This window comes from Brevibacillus sp. FSL K6-6036, assembly GCF_037964015.1.
Classification (GTDB): Bacteria; Bacillota; Bacilli; order Brevibacillales; family Brevibacillaceae; genus Brevibacillus; species Brevibacillus borstelensis.
This window is the reverse complement of record NZ_CP150173.1, coordinates 2,355,415-2,373,041: the sequence shown is the minus strand read 5'-3', so window position 1 is coordinate 2,373,041 and position 17,627 is coordinate 2,355,415. Positions and strand designations below refer to the sequence as shown.

General features: G+C 52.7%; 17 protein-coding genes. 5 read left to right on the top strand and 12 right to left on the bottom strand.

Features of this window, described 5'->3' with window-relative positions:
* Positions 1–11: 11 nt before the first annotated feature.
* From cysT to NST37_RS11880, 3 genes are all read right to left on the bottom strand, one after another.
* Positions 12–848: a sulfate ABC transporter permease subunit CysT gene (cysT, locus tag NST37_RS11890; protein WP_339186691.1), complete on the bottom strand. Its 837-nt coding sequence runs from the start codon at positions 846–848 to the stop codon at positions 12–14.
* A gap of 88 nt (positions 849–936) precedes the next feature.
* The gene (locus NST37_RS11885; RefSeq protein WP_003386992.1) at positions 937–1,995 is read right to left on the bottom strand and encodes a sulfate ABC transporter substrate-binding protein; all 1,059 of its coding nucleotides are present in this window, start codon (positions 1,993–1,995) and stop codon (positions 937–939) included.
* 240 nt (positions 1,996–2,235) lie between these two features.
* Complete coding sequence (locus tag NST37_RS11880; protein WP_052259746.1) at positions 2,236–2,901, bottom strand: MOSC domain-containing protein; 666 nt, start codon at positions 2,899–2,901, stop codon at positions 2,236–2,238.
* A 114-nt stretch (positions 2,902–3,015) separates the two neighbouring features.
* On the opposite strand from NST37_RS11880, the gene NST37_RS11875 reads away from it, so the two are divergent.
* A complete protein-coding gene (locus NST37_RS11875; protein WP_003386994.1) occupies positions 3,016–3,318 on the top strand; it encodes a hypothetical protein in 303 nt (100 codons plus the stop codon).
* A 101-nt stretch (positions 3,319–3,419) separates the two neighbouring features.
* On the opposite strand, the gene NST37_RS11870 is transcribed toward NST37_RS11875, so the two are convergent.
* The 4 genes from NST37_RS11870 to NST37_RS11855 form a co-directional block, all read right to left on the bottom strand.
* Complete coding sequence (locus NST37_RS11870) at positions 3,420–3,953, bottom strand: deoxyuridine 5'-triphosphate nucleotidohydrolase (protein WP_024985031.1); 534 nt, start codon at positions 3,951–3,953, stop codon at positions 3,420–3,422.
* A gap of 31 nt (positions 3,954–3,984) precedes the next feature.
* Complete coding sequence (locus NST37_RS11865) at positions 3,985–5,016, bottom strand: ribonucleotide-diphosphate reductase subunit beta (RefSeq protein ID WP_003386996.1); 1,032 nt, start codon at positions 5,014–5,016, stop codon at positions 3,985–3,987.
* Positions 5,017–5,097: 81 nt separating this feature from the next.
* Positions 5,098–7,347: a ribonucleoside-diphosphate reductase subunit alpha gene (locus tag NST37_RS11860; RefSeq protein WP_172921110.1), complete on the bottom strand. Its 2,250-nt coding sequence runs from the start codon at positions 7,345–7,347 to the stop codon at positions 5,098–5,100.
* A 329-nt stretch (positions 7,348–7,676) separates the two neighbouring features.
* On the bottom strand, positions 7,677–8,318 hold the full coding sequence (locus NST37_RS11855) for a hypothetical protein (protein WP_003386999.1): 642 nt from the start codon (positions 8,316–8,318) through the stop codon (positions 7,677–7,679).
* A 276-nt stretch (positions 8,319–8,594) separates the two neighbouring features.
* Here NST37_RS11855 and NST37_RS11850 point away from each other — a divergent pair, with 276 nt between their 5' ends.
* Positions 8,595–9,536 (top strand): rhodanese-related sulfurtransferase, encoded by a 942-nt coding sequence (locus tag NST37_RS11850; RefSeq protein ID WP_024985028.1) that lies wholly within the window; start codon positions 8,595–8,597, stop codon positions 9,534–9,536.
* 145 nt (positions 9,537–9,681) lie between these two features.
* On the top strand, positions 9,682–11,130 hold the full coding sequence (locus NST37_RS11845; protein WP_031933281.1) for an amidase family protein: 1,449 nt from the start codon (positions 9,682–9,684) through the stop codon (positions 11,128–11,130).
* Between the two features lie 101 nt (positions 11,131–11,231).
* Here NST37_RS11845 and NST37_RS11840 read toward each other — a convergent pair whose 3' ends face one another.
* From NST37_RS11840 to NST37_RS11820, 5 genes are all read right to left on the bottom strand, one after another.
* Positions 11,232–11,681, bottom strand: a complete 450-nt coding sequence (locus NST37_RS11840; RefSeq protein ID WP_024985026.1) for a hypothetical protein — start codon at positions 11,679–11,681, stop codon at positions 11,232–11,234.
* Between the two features lie 289 nt (positions 11,682–11,970).
* The gene (locus NST37_RS11835) at positions 11,971–13,062 is read right to left on the bottom strand and encodes a YheC/YheD family protein (protein WP_003387003.1); all 1,092 of its coding nucleotides are present in this window, start codon (positions 13,060–13,062) and stop codon (positions 11,971–11,973) included.
* 41 nt (positions 13,063–13,103) lie between these two features.
* Positions 13,104–14,030 carry an RluA family pseudouridine synthase gene (locus tag NST37_RS11830; protein ID WP_024985024.1) on the bottom strand — a complete coding sequence of 309 codons (927 nt, stop codon included), beginning with the start codon at positions 14,028–14,030 and terminating at the stop codon, positions 13,104–13,106.
* A 37-nt stretch (positions 14,031–14,067) separates the two neighbouring features.
* Positions 14,068–14,409: a thioredoxin family protein gene (locus tag NST37_RS11825; protein WP_003387005.1), complete on the bottom strand. Its 342-nt coding sequence runs from the start codon at positions 14,407–14,409 to the stop codon at positions 14,068–14,070.
* 86 nt (positions 14,410–14,495) lie between these two features.
* Positions 14,496–15,383 carry a LysR family transcriptional regulator gene (locus tag NST37_RS11820; protein WP_003387006.1) on the bottom strand — a complete coding sequence of 296 codons (888 nt, stop codon included), beginning with the start codon at positions 15,381–15,383 and terminating at the stop codon, positions 14,496–14,498.
* A 114-nt stretch (positions 15,384–15,497) separates the two neighbouring features.
* Here NST37_RS11820 and leuC point away from each other — a divergent pair, with 114 nt between their 5' ends.
* Positions 15,498–16,928: a 3-isopropylmalate dehydratase large subunit gene (gene leuC / locus NST37_RS11815; RefSeq protein ID WP_339186689.1), complete on the top strand. Its 1,431-nt coding sequence runs from the start codon at positions 15,498–15,500 to the stop codon at positions 16,926–16,928.
* The gene (gene leuD / locus NST37_RS11810) at positions 16,925–17,515 is read left to right on the top strand and encodes a 3-isopropylmalate dehydratase small subunit (RefSeq protein WP_251237750.1); all 591 of its coding nucleotides are present in this window, start codon (positions 16,925–16,927) and stop codon (positions 17,513–17,515) included. The genes leuC and leuD overlap by 4 nt, the downstream gene beginning before the upstream one ends.
* Positions 17,516–17,627 lie beyond the last annotated feature (112 nt).

The following is a 17,627-nucleotide window of genomic DNA, read 5'->3' as shown; positions in this document are numbered from 1 at the left end:
CCATATCCCTCCTATCGTGCAGCATCCAATTTGTTCGTCTTCCACTGAAAAAAGTTGATCACCAGCAGCATGAAAAAGGACGAGACGAGCATGACCGAAGCGATCGCCGTCGCTCCTGTATAGTCGAATTGCTCCAGCTTTGTCATGATCAAAAGCGGAACGATTTCGGTCTGGAACGGCATGTTGCCCGAGATGAAGACGACGGAGCCGTATTCGCCCAAGGCGCGGGCAAAGGCCAGGGCAAAGCCGGTCAGGATCGCCGGGAGCAAATGAGGAAGAATCACGCGCAGGAACGTTTGCAGCCGGGATGCTCCCAAGGTGGCAGCGGCTTCCTCTACCTGGCGGTCCCAATCCTGAAGAACAGGCTGTACCGTCCGGACGACAAAGGGGAGTCCGATAAAGGTCAAAGCGACAAATATCCCGACAGGCGTATACGCGATTTTCATCCCCCACGCCGCAAACAACTGACCGATCCAGCCGTTCTCCGAATATATCGAGGCAAGGGCGATACCGGCTACTGCTGTCGGCAGGGCAAACGGCAGATCGACGATACCGTCAATGAACCGTTTTCCCGGGAAGTGGTACCGTACCAGCACCCATGCGACCAGCACCCCAAATACTGCATTCATGCAAGCTGCAAAAAAGGCGGTCAAAAAGCTGACCTGAAAGGAAGCGAGGACGCGCTGGTCCGTCACCGTCAGCCAAAACTGCTCCCAGGTCATGCTGGCTGTCTGGAGAAAAAGGATCGAAAGAGGGATCAAGACAAGCAGGCTCAGGTAGACCAGCGTGTACCCAATGGTAAGCCCAAAGCCCGGTAAGATTCCTTTTGATTTCATACGTTTTCCCATGGTTGACTCTCCCGCAGGTTGACAGTTTGTTTTCTTTGCAAAGCAGCCCCCTTGCAGCAACGGAAGTGAAGGATCAATAGCTGTTCCGTCACTCTTTTTGGGCCTGATAAATCTGATCAAAAACGCCTCCGTCTGCGAAATGAACCTGCTGCGCTTTGGCCCAGCCTCCGAATACTTCCTGGATGGTAAACAGCTCAATTTCGGGGAACGGCGGCTGGTGGGCCGCTTTCACTTCGGCTAAGCGGGGCCTGTAGTAATGCTTGGCGGCAATTTCCTGTGCTTCTTTTGTATACAGAAACTGAAGGTATTCCGTCGCCAGCTCACGAGTTTGACGCTTGTCGACGTTCTTGTCGACTATGGCGACAGGAGGTTCGGCCAGTATGCTGAGCGAAGGATTGACGATGTCAAACTTGTCTTTCCCCAGTTCATTGATGGCCAGATAGGCTTCGTTTTCCCAGGCGATGAGGACATCTCCGATACCCCGCTCGACAAAAGTGGTGGTCGAGCCGCGTGCGCCGGAATCCAGGACGGGAACGTTTTTGAACAGGCGGTTCACGAAGTCCTTGGCCTTCCCTTCATCCCCATTGTTTTTCTTCAAGGCATAGCCCCATGCTGCCAGGTAGTTCCAACGGGCCCCGCCTGAGGTCTTGGGATTGGGTGTGATGACGGACACGTCCTGCTTGACCAGATCATCCCAATCCTTGATCTGCTTGGGATTCCCTTTTCGCACAAGAAACACGATCGTGGAGGTGTATGGAGAGCTGTTATCCGGCAGCCTGCTCTGCCACTCCTTGGGCATGTATCCCCGCTCAGCGATGGCATCGATATCATAGGCCAGCGCGAGAGTGACCACATCCGCTTCCAATCCGTCGATAACAGACCTCGACTGCTTGCCGGAGCCGCCATGCGACTGTTTGATGGTGACGGTTTGCCCTGTCTTTGTCTTCCAGTACTCGGCGAATCGCTGGTTGACCTCCTGATACAGCTCACGCGTCGGATCATAGGACACATTGAGCAGCTCGACCTGTGTCTGTTGTTTGCTGTCTGTTGCCGAATTCGAGGCTGTGCATCCAATCAGACCAAGACACAAAACAATGGCTACTGCATACACAGAAACGGGTCGCAAAAACCAATAACGTCCACTCATCTGACTTTCTCCTTTTCTAATTCTCAGTAAATGCATCGGAATATAATTCATTGTATTGTGGCTACTGCCTACTTTGTGTCAACTTGTTTTGGTCCAATCGCCCAATCTTTGTGCTCTCAGCCCGCCAATGTGTTCGCAGCCCGCCAATTTTACCGTATGTCTGACGCTTGGGCGCCGTTCATCGGACCTAGCCCGAAAATAAAAAAAAGCCGGCAAATGCCAGCTTTGTTCATGAACCACTTATGTTGTTAAACGCTTTTCCAGCGAAGGCCGCCAGCTGTCAGCCAGCTCTTTCACCGCCAAAATCCGCCGAATGGCCTCCAGATTGTCCTTTTTGTGGTACTTGATCTGATTGATAAAAGCGACCGTCACGTTATGACTGCTATTCTCCAGCAGACGAAACTCCATATCCTGGCCGATCATTCCCGTCTCGAGCACGCGCATATAAAAGCCGCTGTACCCTGTCTGTTGAATGAGCGAGACCATGTCGCTGCGCTGCAGCCGTACATCCAGTTTGAAACAGGGCTGCCTCGGCTGGCTTACCTGCACGACTGCCTCACCCAATTGAAAAATGTCGCCGATAGACACGGTGGACTCGTCCAACCCGCGAACTGTCACATTTTCACCAAATGCACCGGGAGCCAGCTCCTGACCAAGCTTCTCCTCCCAGAACGAATAATGATCGTAGCTGTACACCATCAATGCTTTGTCCTTGCCGCCGTGAAAGCGGCGATCGGCTTGTCCGTCCCCGTCGAGCTGTTCCCAATCCAGAAATCTGCGATCCGTGACGGGGTATTTCCAAATTGCCGTACTTACTTCTTTGCCATTATGCATGACCGTTTGCGGCTTGCCCACATTGATGGATACCAGTTGCATCTCTCTCGCTCGTCCTTCCAGTTTTTTCATTATTGTACCACAGATGACGGTTCAGGCCCTTTGTCTGAATCTACCGATAATTACTCACTCTCGCTTCCATCAGCCGCATCGTTTATGATGATAGAAAGAAGGAGTTGATTGGTTGTGATTACCGTTTTGATCAAACATCCCCACGAGGATGTCGCCCCGATACAAATCAAGGATACCGACGATGTCACCCGGCTCGTCGGCGGCGACTTCGAGGTGCTTGCGGATGATCGTCTGGACGGAGTATCTCTGCTCGTAAACGAGGACTTGCGCGGAGTGGCAGCGAACAATTTTCCGGTCACGACAGACGGTTTCCTCGACTGGGTGTATGGTCCCTGCGTATTTGTAAAAGCGGATGGCACCTCTCTGACGGACGAGGACATGGAGAAGATCCGGAAGTACCTTGCCTCGCACGTATAAAGAACAACACCCCGAGGGAGAAAAAGACCCTGGAGCAGGCAGTGATGTCCAATAGGCATCCTGCCGTCTTCAGGGTCTTTTCATCTATCTATTCTTTCCTCCTACTGTACGCCGCTGCTGCCGAAGCCGCCCGCTCCGCGTTCAGTTTCGTCCAGCTCCTCCACTACCTCGAAGTCAGCTATCGGCACAATCGCCAGCACTCCCTGCGCGATCCGGTCTCCCTTGCGGATGAGATAGGCGTGGCGGTCCACTTCCCGATCTACTTCAACCGGCTTGTCGCTGACGTCCATACACGTTTTGCCGCTCTCGCCAGACGGTGTGCGGATATTGTCGATCAGGACGCATACTTCCCCGCGGTAGCCGGCATCAACAGTACCTGGAGCGTTGCTGATCCGCAGCTTTGACTTTGCGCTGATTCCGGAACGCGGGCGAACCTGCAGCTCATATCCATCGGGCAGGGCAAAGGCCAGCCCGGTCGGAATTTTGGCTGTCTCCCCTGGCAGAATAATCACATCTTCGACTGCTACAAGATCAAATCCCGCGTCGAAGGCACGGGCGTATTTCGGAATGACGGCATCTGCATGCAGTTGTTTGATCTTCACAGGAGCCACAGGCCGTTTAAACGTGTTTGTCATTTCTCGTCTCTCCTTTGCTGACTGGTGCGGATTAGAGGTCGCCCAGGTTCAATCCGCTCGATTTAGTATAATTGGTCACCTTTTGCTCGAAGAAGTCGGTCTTGGTTTGATTCAGGTTGGCGAAGCTGTCTACCCATTTCATCGGGTGCTCCAGGTGATCAGGGTACAGAATCTCCAAATCGAGTCCTTTTAGACGCTGGTTGGCCAAATATTTGATATAGCGCTCCAAAATGTCGTTGTTGATTCCGAGAATTTCATTGTTGGTCACATACTGTCCCCAGCGGATTTCGTGAGAGGCAGCCGTATGGAACATGCCGCGCAGCTCTTCGATCAATTCAGGCGTAAAGATATCCGGGTTCTCTGCCCGCAGCTCGCGGAACATGTTCTGGAACAACACCACGTGTGTAAGCTCGTCCCGCTGGATGTATTTGATCATCGTCGCGGTTCCCGTCATTTTTCCTTGACGCGCCAGCGTGTAAAAGAAAGAGAAGCCGGAGTAAAAATAGAGCGATTCCAGCAAGTAGTTGGCGATTACGGTTTTGACGAAGTTCACGTCATTCGGATTGTCGACGAACTGCTGGTACAAATCGGCGATGAACTTGTTTCGCTCCATCAGGTGAACGTCATTGCGCCATTCGTCGTAAATATTGTCTCGCGTTTGCGGGGAACATACCGAATCCAGTACGTAGCTGTACGACTGCGCGTGAATCTCCTCCTGGAATGTCTGGATATTCAATAGGGAGCAGACCTCCGGCGCCGTCACATAGTCGGAGATGTTCGGCAAATTGACCGATTGGAGCGAGTCCAAAAAGTTCAGGAACGAGATCGTCTTGTCAAAAGCCCTTCGCTCGGCCGGAGAGAGCGAGTCGAATTGCTTGGCGTCGTTTGCGAGCGGCACCTCTTCCGGAATCCAGAAGTTGTTGAGCATCGTCCGATACAGCTTGGCAGCCCACGGATACTTGATCCGGTTCCACTCTCTTAGGTTGGTGGTGTTTCCGCCGATCATGCGCTGCGTGCCGCGCTGGCCTTCTTCATTGAATAAACGCTTTTTTTCCAGTTGCATGCGTGTTCACACTCCTATGAGCAAGTAACGTCCCCGGCCTGTCGGACCGGGGAGTCAGGTTTGCTCTTTTGATTTTGTTTGTTATGCCGAGCAGCTTACACAGTCCTCTACTTCAACAGATTGATTGCGGACGTAGTAAATCGTCTTCAATCCGTTTTCCCACGCCTGTATGTACAGGTCGAGAAATTCGGGCGCTGTGATTTGCGGCGTGATGTACAGGTTGAACGATTGGGCCTGGTCAATGTGGACCTGTCTCGCTCCGGCTGCACGGATCGACCACTGCTGATCGATGCGATGGGCCTCCTTGTAGTAAAAGAATGTGTTTTCATTCAGATTCGGCGCCGTTTGCGGGATGTTTCCGCTGCGCTTTTCCTCTACGAAAAACTTTGCGTAAACCGGATCGGTAGACGCTGTGGAGCCAGCGATCAGGCTGGTCGTGCCCGTCGGCGCCACGGCAAAGGTCCAGGCATTGCGCATGCCGTACCGGGCGACATCCTCTTTCAACGAAGCCCACCGTTCATCCGTGTAGCCTCTCCGTTCGAAGTACTCTCCGGTCTGCCATTCGCTGCCTTCAAATACGCGATACGTTCCCTTTTCGCGTGCCAGCTCCATCGATGTTTTAATCGCTTGATAAGCAATTTCCTCGTACAGCTTGTCGGCCGCCTCTATGTGCTCTTCGCTCTCCCACTTGATTCCGTTTTGTGCCAGGTACTGATGGTAGCCGCTCGTTCCGAGACCCACCGCACGGTATTTCTGGTTGGTGGCTTCCGCCTGCTTTACCGGATAGTAGTTCAAATCAATCACATTGTCCAGCATCCGCATCTGGATCGGGACGATTCGGGCAATGTCCTCTGTTGATTGCAAGCGTCCCAGATTCAGCGAGGAAAGGTTGCAGACGACGAAATCGCCCGGTCTGTAACGGTATACGACCTCTCCGTCCTCCAGCTCTTCGCTGACGAACACGGTCGGGCTCATGTTCTGCATGATCTCCGTGCAGAGGTTGGAGGAGTACACCATGCCTGCATGCTTGTTTGGATTTGCTCTGTTTACCGTATCGCGGAAAAAGATGAACGGCGTTCCCGTTTCAAAAGCGCTGGCCATGATGCGCTTCATGATCTCAATGGCCGGTATCTCCGTCTTGATCGTCAGCTTCTCTTCCTGGACGCACAGCTCGTAGCGGCGGGCGAACTCTTCACCGTAGGAGTCCTCCAGAGAGAAACCCATCACCTCGCGAACCTCATGCGGATCGAACAAATACCACATGCCCCGCTCTTTTACGCGCTCCATGAACAGGTCGGGAATGCACACGCCCGGGAAAATATCATGGGCTTTCATCCGGTCGTCTCCGTTGTTTGTTTTAAGCAAGAGGAAGTCGAGGATGTCTGCATGCCATACATCCAGGTAGATAGCGAATGCTCCTGCCCGTGTACCGAGCTGATCGACGCTGATCGCAATCTGGTTGTAGAGCCTTGTCCACGGCACAATGCCGCCGGAAGCTCCCTTGTGTCCGCGAATGGACGAGCCGCGGCTGCGCACTTTCCCCAGATAAATGCCGACACCGCCGCCGAATTTGGAGACCATGGAGGTCGCACCGGCCGTATTCATAATTCCTGAGAGAGAGTCATCTACCGTGTCGATGAAGCATGACGACAGCTGGTGATGTGGCGTTCCCGCGTTGGCGAGCGTCGGCGTGGCGACGGTGATCTCCAGCTTGGACAAGATGTCGTAGAAGTCCTTGGCGTGTTTCAGCTTGTCCTGCTCCTTCATCGCCAGGTGCATCGCAATGATCATGAACCGCTCCTGGGGCAGCTCCATGACCCCTTTGTCGTAGTCTTTGATCAAATAGCGGTCAGCCAGCAGGCGAAGTCCGGCGTAGTTGAACAGCTCGTCCCTCTCCGGCTTTAGATAAGCCTGCAGCTCTTGAATCTCTTCATCACTGTACGTTTCCAGCAAATACGAACCGTACAGTCCTTTTTCAGTCAATGTATGTACCAACTCAGTAAAGTCGCCGTAGCCAAAATGGCCGCGGTATCCGCGATTGATCGCTGCGTCCTTGTACAAATCGTAAGCGAGCAGTCTGGCTGCCACGAATTGCCATTCCGGAGTTTCCACGCTGGTCTTTTCCACAGCGGTCTGCATCACGATCCGCTGAATCTCTTTGGTGGTCATCCCATCGCGAAATTGAATGCAAGCATCCATCTCCAGCTCAAGCGGATCGCATGCCGGATAGTCCTTGCAAGCATAGCCGATCACTTTTTTCAGCTTGTCGATGCGCAGGTCTTCCTGCTCTCCGTTTCGTTTCACTATTTGAATGGTGGTAACAGCGTTCATGCCGCAACTCCTTACTCCCCCGTAATTTTCTCTCTGGTAGAATTGGGTATAATGACGGGATCAATATTTGGTAGATTTTGAGTCTCAAAACCTTTTATCAGTGTACAAGAGACCACTATATATAGCAAGGGATTAAATTTTTCGACAAATCAAATACTATATATTGATTACATCCATCTCTGCGTGTATGTACCACAAGACGAAGAAAAAAGATACAGGACAAGAGTCTCATTTCTGGTTGACTTGTCATCGCTATGCTTGAATGTCCCTTTCGTTTCAGGAGCAGACAATAAAACCGCCTCTACCAAAAATGTAGAAGCGGGTTCGATTTACTCACTGATATACTTACGCGATCCGTATTTCTGTGTCCACTTTTCCCTCCACTCCGGGAACGAAAGCCCGGTCACTTCCTCCAGCGTCTTCCCGTCGAGGCTGTAGGGACCGCCTGCCAATGGTTCTTTTGAGTCCGGCATAGAGGTGCCGCCGATTACTTCAGTGCCGCTGGTCATCAAGACGATGACTGTCTTGTCGTATTCGTCATTCGGAAGCTCCAGATCGAGCGGATGGTTGGATACGATGAACCTGTACAGGCTGATTTCTTTTCCCAGATAATCATCGGGGTTTACTGCCTGATAAGCCCATGCGTGGCTCCCGTCATTAGCCAGATAATCCTTTGTTAAGGTGTACGAGGAGACCAAGCCTTGGCTGGCTTCGATCTTGTATCCTTTGGCGTTGAGAAAGTCGACGGCAAACGTCGGAGCATCCGCTAGAGGAGCATTTGTCGCTTGCGCTTCGTCCTCCTTGTTTGCGATCGATGAAAAAGCGAGATTCGCCAGTGCCAGCAGGACGATGATTGCGAGCGCATAGAGGATCGGCTTTATCGTCCTCTGCCGCTTTGCCGTTACTTCCGGCTCATCCTGACCAAGTCTCCCTCTCTTATTTTCCGTGTTTTCCTTTTTGTCTGACTTCATGTGCGCTATCCCCCTACATGTACGAAAAAGTATCGCCGGCTTATATTTCTAAGCTTTCCAATGGCTTGCAATTGCCTTCATAGGCTTAGACGCAAGCCACCCTCCTTTTCGTTTCCACATGCTGCCAAGTTTTCCTCTCCACTTTCACAATCAGAGTCGATTGTCAAAAAAAAAATCACTTCCATCCAGCCTTTTTCTCAGCAAAATCTTTTTACCTGTGCTATAATCACGGTTGCACCATTAAAATCAAATAGACTGGAAAGGGTGAATTGTACATTGCAAGTACAAAAACCGTATCGCGTTTTGCTTTACTACAAGTATGTCCATCTCGACAATTACGAGGAGTATGCAGCTGAGCATCTCGCTTTTTGCAAAGAACTCGGCCTGAAGGGACGCATCATCGTTGCCCCTGAAGGATTGAACGGAACTGTTTCCGGAACCGTGGAACAAACCGACGCTTACATGGAATTTGTCCGAAAAGATCCGCGTTTTGCGGACATCTGGTTTAAAATAGATGAAGCCGACGGACACGCTTTCAAAAAGATGTTCGTTCGTGCGAAAAAAGAATTGGTAACCTGGCGTCTCAAGGATGATTTCCATCCGACTGAACTGACCGGAAAATACTTGAGCCCGAAAGAATTTTATGAAATGCTCCAGCGTGACGACGTCGTCGTACTGGACGGCCGCAATGAATACGAATACGAGCTTGGCCACTTCCGCGGAGCGATTCGTCCGAAAGTCGAATCTTCCCGCGAGTTTCCCGAGTGGATTCGCGAGAACATGAGCCAATTCAAGGACAAAAAGGTTCTCACCTACTGCACAGGCGGTATCCGCTGTGAAAAATTGACCGGTGTTCTGATGAAGGAAGGCTTTGAAGAGGTGTACCAGCTTCATGGCGGCATTGTCACTTACGGAAAAGACCCTGAGGTGAAGGGACGTCTGTGGGACGGCAAGTGCTACGTATTCGACGAGCGCATCTCCGTCAAGATCAACCAGACAGAAGAAGATGTCGTGATCAGTTCCTGCTACTACTGCGGGAAGCCGGAAGACCGCTATGTCAACTGTGCCAACCCGTTCTGCAACAAGCAGCACTTCTGCTGCACCGAGTGTGAAGTCAAATACAAGCGCTCCTGCTCCGACGAGTGCCGCGAGCATCCGCGCAACCGATACGTCGAAGAAGAAAAAGCCAACCTGCAAGCGGCTGGCGCAAAGGAATAAATATGTGAGGCTGATTGTCGAAAAGATGATCAGCCTTTTCGTTTTTTACAGACCTGCCCTCTTTCCTCTCTCTCAAAAAGGTTTTCTGACCTTCCGTCCCGAAGATTTACATAATACAAATGACCTTATGAAAGGGGGAGTTCCAATGAATGATCTGCTGGAAGCCGGTATTCGAACACTGCAAAAGGCGCTTGCCGGCGGCTTCACGACAAGCAGAGAACTCACTCTTGCCTATTTGGAGCGCATAGCAGCCCATGATAAACGAGGAGCGGGCCTGAATGCCATTTCTGAGCTTAATCCCGATGCCTTGCATATCGCCGACGCTTTGGACAGAGAGCGGCTGATCCGCGGACCACGCAGCCCGTTGCATGGCATTCCCGTCTTGATCAAAGACAATATTGCGACAGCCGATCAGATGCATACGTCAGCAGGCTCGCTTGCCCTCGCAGACTCCTACGCCGGACGCGATGCATTCGTCGTGCAGCAGTTGCGATCAGCCGGAGCGATTATTCTCGGCAAGACAAACATGACCGAGTGGGCCAATTTCATCTCGACTGCCATGCCCAACGGCTACAGCTCGCGCGGTGGACAGGTACGCAACCCATACGGCCCCGGTCGATTTGACACGGGAGGCTCCAGCTCCGGTTCGGGAGCCGCCATCGCAGCAGGCTTTGCTGCCGCTGCAGTCGGGACAGAAACGTCAGGCTCGATCCTCAATCCATCTGCCAACCACTCGCTTGTCGGAATCAAACCAACATTGGGTCTTGTCAGCCGAACAGGAATCATCCCGATCGCCACGAGCCAGGATACGGCTGGACCGATGGCCCTTTGCGTTGAAGATGCAGCGATTCTGCTTGGTGCATTGACAGGAGTAGACAGCGAGGATCCTGCTACGGGAGCAAGCGCGGGACGCTCATATACGGACTACACCCCGTTTTTGGACAAAAGCGGCTTGCGCGGCGCTCGCATCGGTGTCGTCCGTACTTTTGCCGACGACGTGATGACAGATGACCAAAGGCCATTATTTGAAGCGGTCCTTCGCATTCTTCAGGAGCAGGGAGCAATATTGGTCGAGAATATCCGCATTCCCTCCGAACAGGAAACATGGGACTCTAGTGTTCTCTACTACGAGTTTAAATCAGGCGTAAACGCTTATTTGTCCCGACTTCCCGCCTCTTTTTCCATACGAACGCTTGGCGACATAATCGAATGGAACAAGGAAAACGCTGATGCAGCCTTGCGCTACGGCCAAGACATCCTGGAAAAAGCGGATCAAACGGGCGGCAGCTTGACTGAAGCGGAATACTTGGACAGTCGCCTCCGGGATCTGAGGCAATCCCGCACGGAAGGATTGGACGCTGCTTTTGACCAGCACCAATTGGACTGCCTGCTCTTCCCCCATGATTTTGGCGCGGATATCGCTGCCAAGGCCGGATACCCCTCCATCTCCCTGCCTGCCGGCTATGAACCATCAGGGAATCCATTCGGCATCATGTTTACGGGCAGAGCGTACAGCGAGCCTCTTCTGATCCGCATCGGGTACTCGTTTGAACAGGCGAGCTTGCTGCGGGTTCCGCCTCAATTACAAGGGTAGCCAGCAACTGCCTAAAAAACAAACAGGGCTTGTCTGGACGGTCTTATGACCCTGTCCAAACCAGCCCCGTTTTGTTACTCACAAGAACAGTCCTATCTGTTCTACATCGTTTTTAGCGAGGATTCCGCCTTGTTCAGCTTGTCCTGGAACAATTCCCCCAGAATGCTGACATCCGCTTCCCAGCTGTTGTCACCGTATTGGATCGTCGCCTTCGAATCTCCCTTTTTCCCCGTAATCTGGATGCTCTTTGTCTTCATTACATAGCTGCCGTCCTCGTGGAACGTGATCGCCGCATCCTTCAGCTCCTTCTCCAGCAACGGAACGACGGTCTTCTCCAAGGCGCCCTGCGTCGTCTGAACGGCAGACCGCCCCATATCGATCACCTGTTCGGGGGAAAACTCAAAAACGAGTACGAGTATGACACCGATCGCGACCACGACTGAGACGATCCGAAACAAACTCTTCACAATCATTTGTAGGATCACAATAACCAGTACAGCGCCTACCGCGATCGGCCAGTAATCTGTTGCCAATTGGATCAGCTGCTCCATGTCGATCAACTCCTTCTTTCCCATTCTGTCCAAAAGGGAGCGCGGCTAAATCATCTTTTCGAAAGCTTGCTGGTCAAAAGCGAATCTAAGCTGCACGTTCTGTTATCAATTACGAATAAGAGGCCTGTTTGTTACAAAAATACGATTCCACGCCCCATTTTTTGCGAGAAACAGAAGCAAGCACCGGACAGTCGTTCTCCCTTTTGCCGATGCTCTCATACCCAAGGACGCTCCTCATAGCCAGGGACGCTATTCAATGGAAAAACGGCGCTGTGATCGCGCCGCTTTGTCAGTTGGTTGCCGCTCTTTTTCCCGACTGGGTCTTTGCTAGATGCATGGCGTACTGGATCGGTCTTTTGATTGCGTCCTTGTATTGGCCAAGCATGCCCATTTCGCGGAAGATTTCTCTTCCCGGCTTCGGATTTACCTCAATCAACCATGCGCGTCCCTTGACATCGATCCCGATGTCCAATCCCATCTCCATCATGCGCCCAAAGTGATTTTCCAGCGTCTCGACTGTCTGGTACGCTAGCTGCTCACAATCTCGTATAATTTCATTCGTCTTTTGCTCGCCAAATGTAGCTGCAAGGAACGACTTTACGGGAACCGCCCTGCCGCCGCCGTGGAGATTGGAGGTGGCGCTCTTCGCTCCGCCGACCCGCATCCCCGCGCCTGTAATGCTCCACAAGCCCTCTCCGTTTTTCTGGATCAGAAGCCTCATGTCGACAGCCCTGCCGGGTACCAGATTAAGATAAAGCCCTTGCTGTACGATATACTTGTCGCGGGTTGCCCAGCTTTTCACTCTGGCTTGGACAGACTCCAGCTGCTTGATCACCATGGACACCTTGGCCCGCTGCTTATCCCTTCCCAGCAGATGGTAGCCCTGCGAGGTCTTTTCGACACTGAGGATATTGCGTCCGCCCGTTCCATTTGCCGGCTTCACATAGAGCAACGGGTGGCGCGCCAACATTTTCTGCAAGTTAAGCCGATTGTACAGAACCGTTTCCGGCAGCCACCGGTGCATCCGGCTGTCTTTCACCAGTACCTCGTGAACCTTCCACTTGTTCGCGAGCCGATTGTTTGTATACAACAGGTCGCTTGTTCGGCGGAATGCCACATACCGTTTGAAAGCGTCTGTCGGCGTGTAGCGATACCGGTCGATCACGGCATCCGGTCGGGGAAAGATTCGCGCCTGCCAGCCGCGAGCCGCAGGGATGAATCCGCGAATTTGCTTTCCGTTTGCCGATACGTCCGGGGGCGAGAACAAAAACACGGTACACCCGAGCTCCTCCCCTGCCCGAATCATTTTGCGAAAATAGCTCGGTTCTGCAAAAGACTTGCCCTCCCGCCAGGTCAGTATGCCAATAATGGGTCGTTTCATCTCAACACCCTTTCTGCTTCCTTCCCTGGCAGTTTATTCAGCTACCCTTGCATTGGCGAATGACGAAGCCTGGACTCCAGCTGCTGCAGGTCGGGCGGCAGGGCTGCAGATACTTCGAGCGTCTCCATTCCGAACGGATGGGAAAACCTGAGAATTGCTGCATGCAGCGCTTGCCGTTTCACGAACATTTCCTTTCCGCCATAGAGCGTATCTCCGATCAACGGAAAGCCCACATAGCTGAGATGGACCCGTATCTGATGGGTTCGTCCCGTCTCCAGCTCGCATTCCAGCTTTGTCGCCGTTTCGAAGCGCTCTGTTACCCGATAGTGAGTGACTGCAGCATCCCCGGTGGGAGTCACTCTCCTGCGGTTGGAGTAAAAGCGATCCTTACCGATCGGCTCGGAGATCGTGCCGCTTTCCTTTGACAGCCTCCCGTGAACATAGGCAATGTAGTGCCGCTTGATTTTTCGCTCGCGCAGATGTTCGTCCAATAGAGCAGAGGCGAGTGCATGCTTGGCGTACATCACAACCCCTGACGTCTCCTGATCAAGCCGATGAACATGGCGGACACGCGCCGCGACGCCAGTCCGTTCAAAATGGCCGGCGACAAGATGATCCAACGTTTTTTTATGGAATTTCTCCGTCGGGTGCAGCAGCATCCCTGCCGGCTTGTTTACGATCAGCAGATGATCGTCTTCATACAGTACCTGCAGCTTTTCAGGCGAGGGGTCCAGACCAAAAGGTTCCGGCGCACAGGCCCTGACCTTGATTTCCTGCCCGGCCGCTACCTTGACGTGTTGGGCAGCCGGATTTCCTTCCAGCCAAACCTCTTTATGCTGAAAAAGCAGATGAACCTGCTTTTTCGGCCACTTCCAGTGTTCCCGGAGCAAGCTGCCGATTCCAAGTCCGTCGACTTCATCGGGGATCGTCCCGATCAGCCATTCTCCTTGTTTTTTCATTGCTATCATCAGAGGTTATCCCCCACAGCCGATCTCTTCGTCTCGGTTATTCCAGCGTCTCGCTCACCTGAATCGCCCGATCGAGGAAATGCTCGATCTCTTCGCGGCTCTTGCCGAGCTTGCTTACGAATCTGACGAGTTCTTTTCCTTTGGAGAACGCGATAAAGCTCGGGATGCCAAACACCTCCAGCTGCTGTGACAGCTCTGGCAATGTATCCCGATTGATTGCTACCATATCCAGCTTGTCCTTATACGCCTCTTCGACAGCAGGCATGAACGGATCGATTCGATGGCAATCCGGGCACCAATCCGTATAAAATTTCACGACAACCGGTTTTTCCTGAGCAATTTGTTCTTGAAATTCAGCTTCTGTCTTGATTTCTTTCATCGAACTTGCCCTCCTCTGGTTTTATCTGGCTATAGTGTAGCACAGCTAAACATGTTTGTCTTTTTTCTGGAAGCGTGAAGTGTCGTTTAAAAATGGTTTTTTTGTTCAACCAGGCATTTCACAAAGGCTTCCGCCGGTCGGGACAACGGTCGGTCCTTGCGGTATGCCACGACGAGCGTGCGAAACGGCCTTCTCGCCAACCGCACGTAAACAGGATGCTCGGTCGTTCCGGGAGCGAGCGAAATCATCCGTGGCGCAAAAGAAAGTCCCATGCCCGCTGCTACGAGCGACTGTACCGTCTGGATGTTGGTGCTTTCAAAGACGATTCGCGGGCGGAATCCCGCCTCTTCGCAAAGCCTGAGCGAAATCGTGCGAAAACCTTGACCTTCCTTCAGCAGGATAAACGGCTGTCCCGCAAGCTCTGCCAGATCCACTTCCTTTTGCCCTGCGATCGGATGCTGCGGCGGGACGGCGAGAAATATCTCTTCGTGAATCGCCGGTATCGTCTCCAGTGTAGGATCAGTGATCGGCATCGTCAGCAGACTGATATCTATCTTTCCCCGTACGAGCAAATGCTCGAGATGGCTGGAGGTTTCTTCAATCAATTGAAGCTCTACGCCGGGAAACTGGCGGGTAAAATCGGGAATGACTCTCGGCAAGACATACGCCCCCGTAATCGGCAGGCTGCCGACCAGCAGCTTCCCGCTCTCTCCTACAGCATAGGAGCGCATTTCCCTCTCCAGGCCCTCCGCCATGTCGACCAATGTTTGGGCAACCTGGACAAACCTCTGTCCGGCATCGGTCAGCTCTACGTGCTGAGGCAGGCGGTGAAACAGGGGAACTCCCAGTATTTTTTCCAATTTGGCGATTTGCTGGCTAAGCGAAGGCTGTGCCAAATGCAAACGGCTGGCAGCGCGTGAAAAGCTCCGTTCTTCCGCGACTGCGAGCACATAACGAATCTGTCGTAACTCCATGAGGACCTCCCAATAGGCAAAAACTATCCATCTCATAATAATTATATCTTTGAACTATTTCTATTGCCATGATACAACCTTGATAAGAGTTTTGAACGAAGGAGGATTACCCTTATGAAACCTCGCACTATGTTTGAGAAAATCTGGGACTCTCATGTAATCCATGAGGAAGCCGGCAAACCAAGTCTTCTGTATATCGACCTGCACCTCGTACACGAAGTGACTTCGCCCCAAGCTTTCGAGGGTCTCCGCCTCGCCGGACGAAAAGTCCGCCGCCCGGATCTGACATTCGCTACGATGGACCACAACGTCCCGACAGCGGACCGCTTCAATGTCAAAGATCCGATCTCTCGTCAGCAAATGGAGACGCTGACCGCAAACTGCAAAGAATTCGGAATTACGCTCGCCGACCTGAACAGCCCTGATCAAGGGATTGTGCACGTCATCGGTCCCGAGCTTGGCCTGACACACCCGGGAAAAACGATCGTGTGCGGCGACAGCCATACCTCCACGCACGGCGCGTTTGGCGCACTCGCTTTCGGGATTGGCACCAGCGAAGTAGAGCACGTGCTGGCCACGCAATGCCTGCAGCAGTCCAAACCGAAAACGCTTGAAGTCCGTGTAGTGGGCGATCTGCCGTATGGAGTAAGCGCAAAAGACTTAATTTTGGCCATCATCGCAAAATACGGAACAGATTTCGCGACCGGATACGTCATCGAATACACCGGCGATGCCATTCGCAAGCTGACGATGGAAGAGCGCATGACTGTATGCAATATGTCTATTGAGGCCGGTGCCCGCGCTGGTCTGATCGCTCCTGACGAAACCACTTTTGCCTATCTGAAGGGCAAGCGCCACGTACCGCAGGGAGAAGATTTCCTGGCTGCAGTCGAACAGTGGAAACAGCTCTGCACAGATCCGGGAGCGACTTACGATCACTGCGTGGAAATCGACGCGAGCCAAATCGCCCCGCAGGTCACTTGGGGAACCAGCCCGGGAATGGGTACAGACATCACCAGCACAGTGCCGCATCCTGATTCTTTTGAGACGGCAGCACAGCGCAAGGCTGCTCAGGACGCCCTCTCCTACATGGGGCTGACGCCTGGGACTCCGATGAGTGAGATCAAGATCAACCGCGTCTTTATCGGTTCCTGTACGAACGGCCGTATTGAAGACCTGCGCCGTGCAGCTGAAGTGGCAAAAGGCCGCAAAGTCTCTTCCCACGTACACGCGATGGTCGTCCCCGGCTCCCAGGCCGTCAAGCAGGCAGCCGAGCAAGAAGGACTCCACCTGATTTTTCAAGAAGCTGGCTTTGAATGGCGCGAATCCGGCTGCTCCATGTGTCTTGCGATGAACCCGGACATTTTGCAAGAAGGCGAGCGCTGCGCTTCCACCTCCAACCGCAACTTCGAGGGTCGTCAGGGACGCGGCGGCCGTACCCATCTGGTCAGTCCGGAAATGGCTGCCGCTGCGGCAATCGCCGGCCACTTCGTAGACGTACGCGAATGGAAGCGTGAAGGCGTGAACAAGGAGGTATTCCAATGAACCCATTTGTCATCCATACAGGACTGGTAGCACCGCTCGATCGTGTAAACGTGGATACAGACGCGATCATTCCGAAGCAATTTCTGAAGCGCATCGAACGCACTGGCTTTGGCCAATTCCTCTTCTACGAATGGCGCTTTACTGCTGACGGCCAGCCTATTGATTCTTTTGTGCTCAATCAACCGAAATACGCAAACTCTACCGTGCTTTTGGCCCGGAACAACTTCGGCTGCGGCTCTTCCCGGGAACATGCCCCCTGGGCTTTGCTCGACTACGGCTTCCGCGTTGTCATCGCGCCGTCGTTTGCTGATATTTTCTACAACAACTGCTTCAAGAACGGCATTTTGCCGATCAAACTGAGTGAAGAGCAAGTGCAAGAGCTGTTCTCCCGTGCGCAAAGCAAGGACAACTACGAACTGACAATCAACCTGCAGGAGCAAGTGGTCAAGGATAGCGACGGCCTGTCCTATCCGTTCGAGGTGGACTCCTACCGCCGTTACTGCTTGCTGAACGGTCTTGACGATATCGGCATCACGCTTCAGTACGAAGACAAGATTGCTGCATACGAAGCGAAAAAACGCGCATAATCGCGCAAAAAAACAGTGCGAAGGCAAAGGATACTCCTTGCCTTCGCTGTTTTTTTACCATCATCAATCATAGAAGAGTCTTGCGAGAAAGTAAAGTCCGCTCCCCTTCCCC

Excerpts from the sequence above, each read along its gene's own strand:
- NST37_RS11855 (WP_003386999.1), bottom strand. The coding sequence starts at position 8,318 with ATGAAGTCAGACAAAAAGGAAAACACGGAAAATAAGAGAGGGAGACTT.
- NST37_RS11845 (WP_031933281.1), top strand. The coding sequence starts at position 9,682 with ATGAATGATCTGCTGGAAGCCGGTATTCGAACACTGCAAAAGGCGCTT.
- NST37_RS11885 (WP_003386992.1), bottom strand. The coding sequence starts at position 1,995 with ATGAGTGGACGTTATTGGTTTTTGCGACCCGTTTCTGTGTATGCAGTA.
- NST37_RS11870 (WP_024985031.1), bottom strand. The coding sequence starts at position 3,953 with ATGACAAACACGTTTAAACGGCCTGTGGCTCCTGTGAAGATCAAACAA.
- leuC (WP_339186689.1), top strand. The coding sequence starts at position 15,498 with ATGAAACCTCGCACTATGTTTGAGAAAATCTGGGACTCTCATGTAATC.
- NST37_RS11860 (WP_172921110.1), bottom strand. The coding sequence starts at position 7,347 with ATGAACGCTGTTACCACCATTCAAATAGTGAAACGAAACGGAGAGCAG.
- NST37_RS11830 (WP_024985024.1), bottom strand. The coding sequence starts at position 14,030 with ATGATAGCAATGAAAAAACAAGGAGAATGGCTGATCGGGACGATCCCC.
- NST37_RS11840 (WP_024985026.1), bottom strand. The coding sequence starts at position 11,681 with ATGGAGCAGCTGATCCAATTGGCAACAGATTACTGGCCGATCGCGGTA.
- cysT (WP_339186691.1), bottom strand. The coding sequence starts at position 848 with ATGGGAAAACGTATGAAATCAAAAGGAATCTTACCGGGCTTTGGGCTT.
- NST37_RS11820 (WP_003387006.1), bottom strand. The coding sequence starts at position 15,383 with ATGGAGTTACGACAGATTCGTTATGTGCTCGCAGTCGCGGAAGAACGG.
- NST37_RS11865 (WP_003386996.1), bottom strand. The coding sequence starts at position 5,016 with ATGCAACTGGAAAAAAAGCGTTTATTCAATGAAGAAGGCCAGCGCGGC.
- leuD (WP_251237750.1), top strand. The coding sequence starts at position 16,925 with ATGAACCCATTTGTCATCCATACAGGACTGGTAGCACCGCTCGATCGT.
- NST37_RS11835 (WP_003387003.1), bottom strand. The coding sequence starts at position 13,062 with ATGAAACGACCCATTATTGGCATACTGACCTGGCGGGAGGGCAAGTCT.
- NST37_RS11825 (WP_003387005.1), bottom strand. The coding sequence starts at position 14,409 with ATGAAAGAAATCAAGACAGAAGCTGAATTTCAAGAACAAATTGCTCAG.
- NST37_RS11880 (WP_052259746.1), bottom strand. The coding sequence starts at position 2,901 with ATGAAAAAACTGGAAGGACGAGCGAGAGAGATGCAACTGGTATCCATC.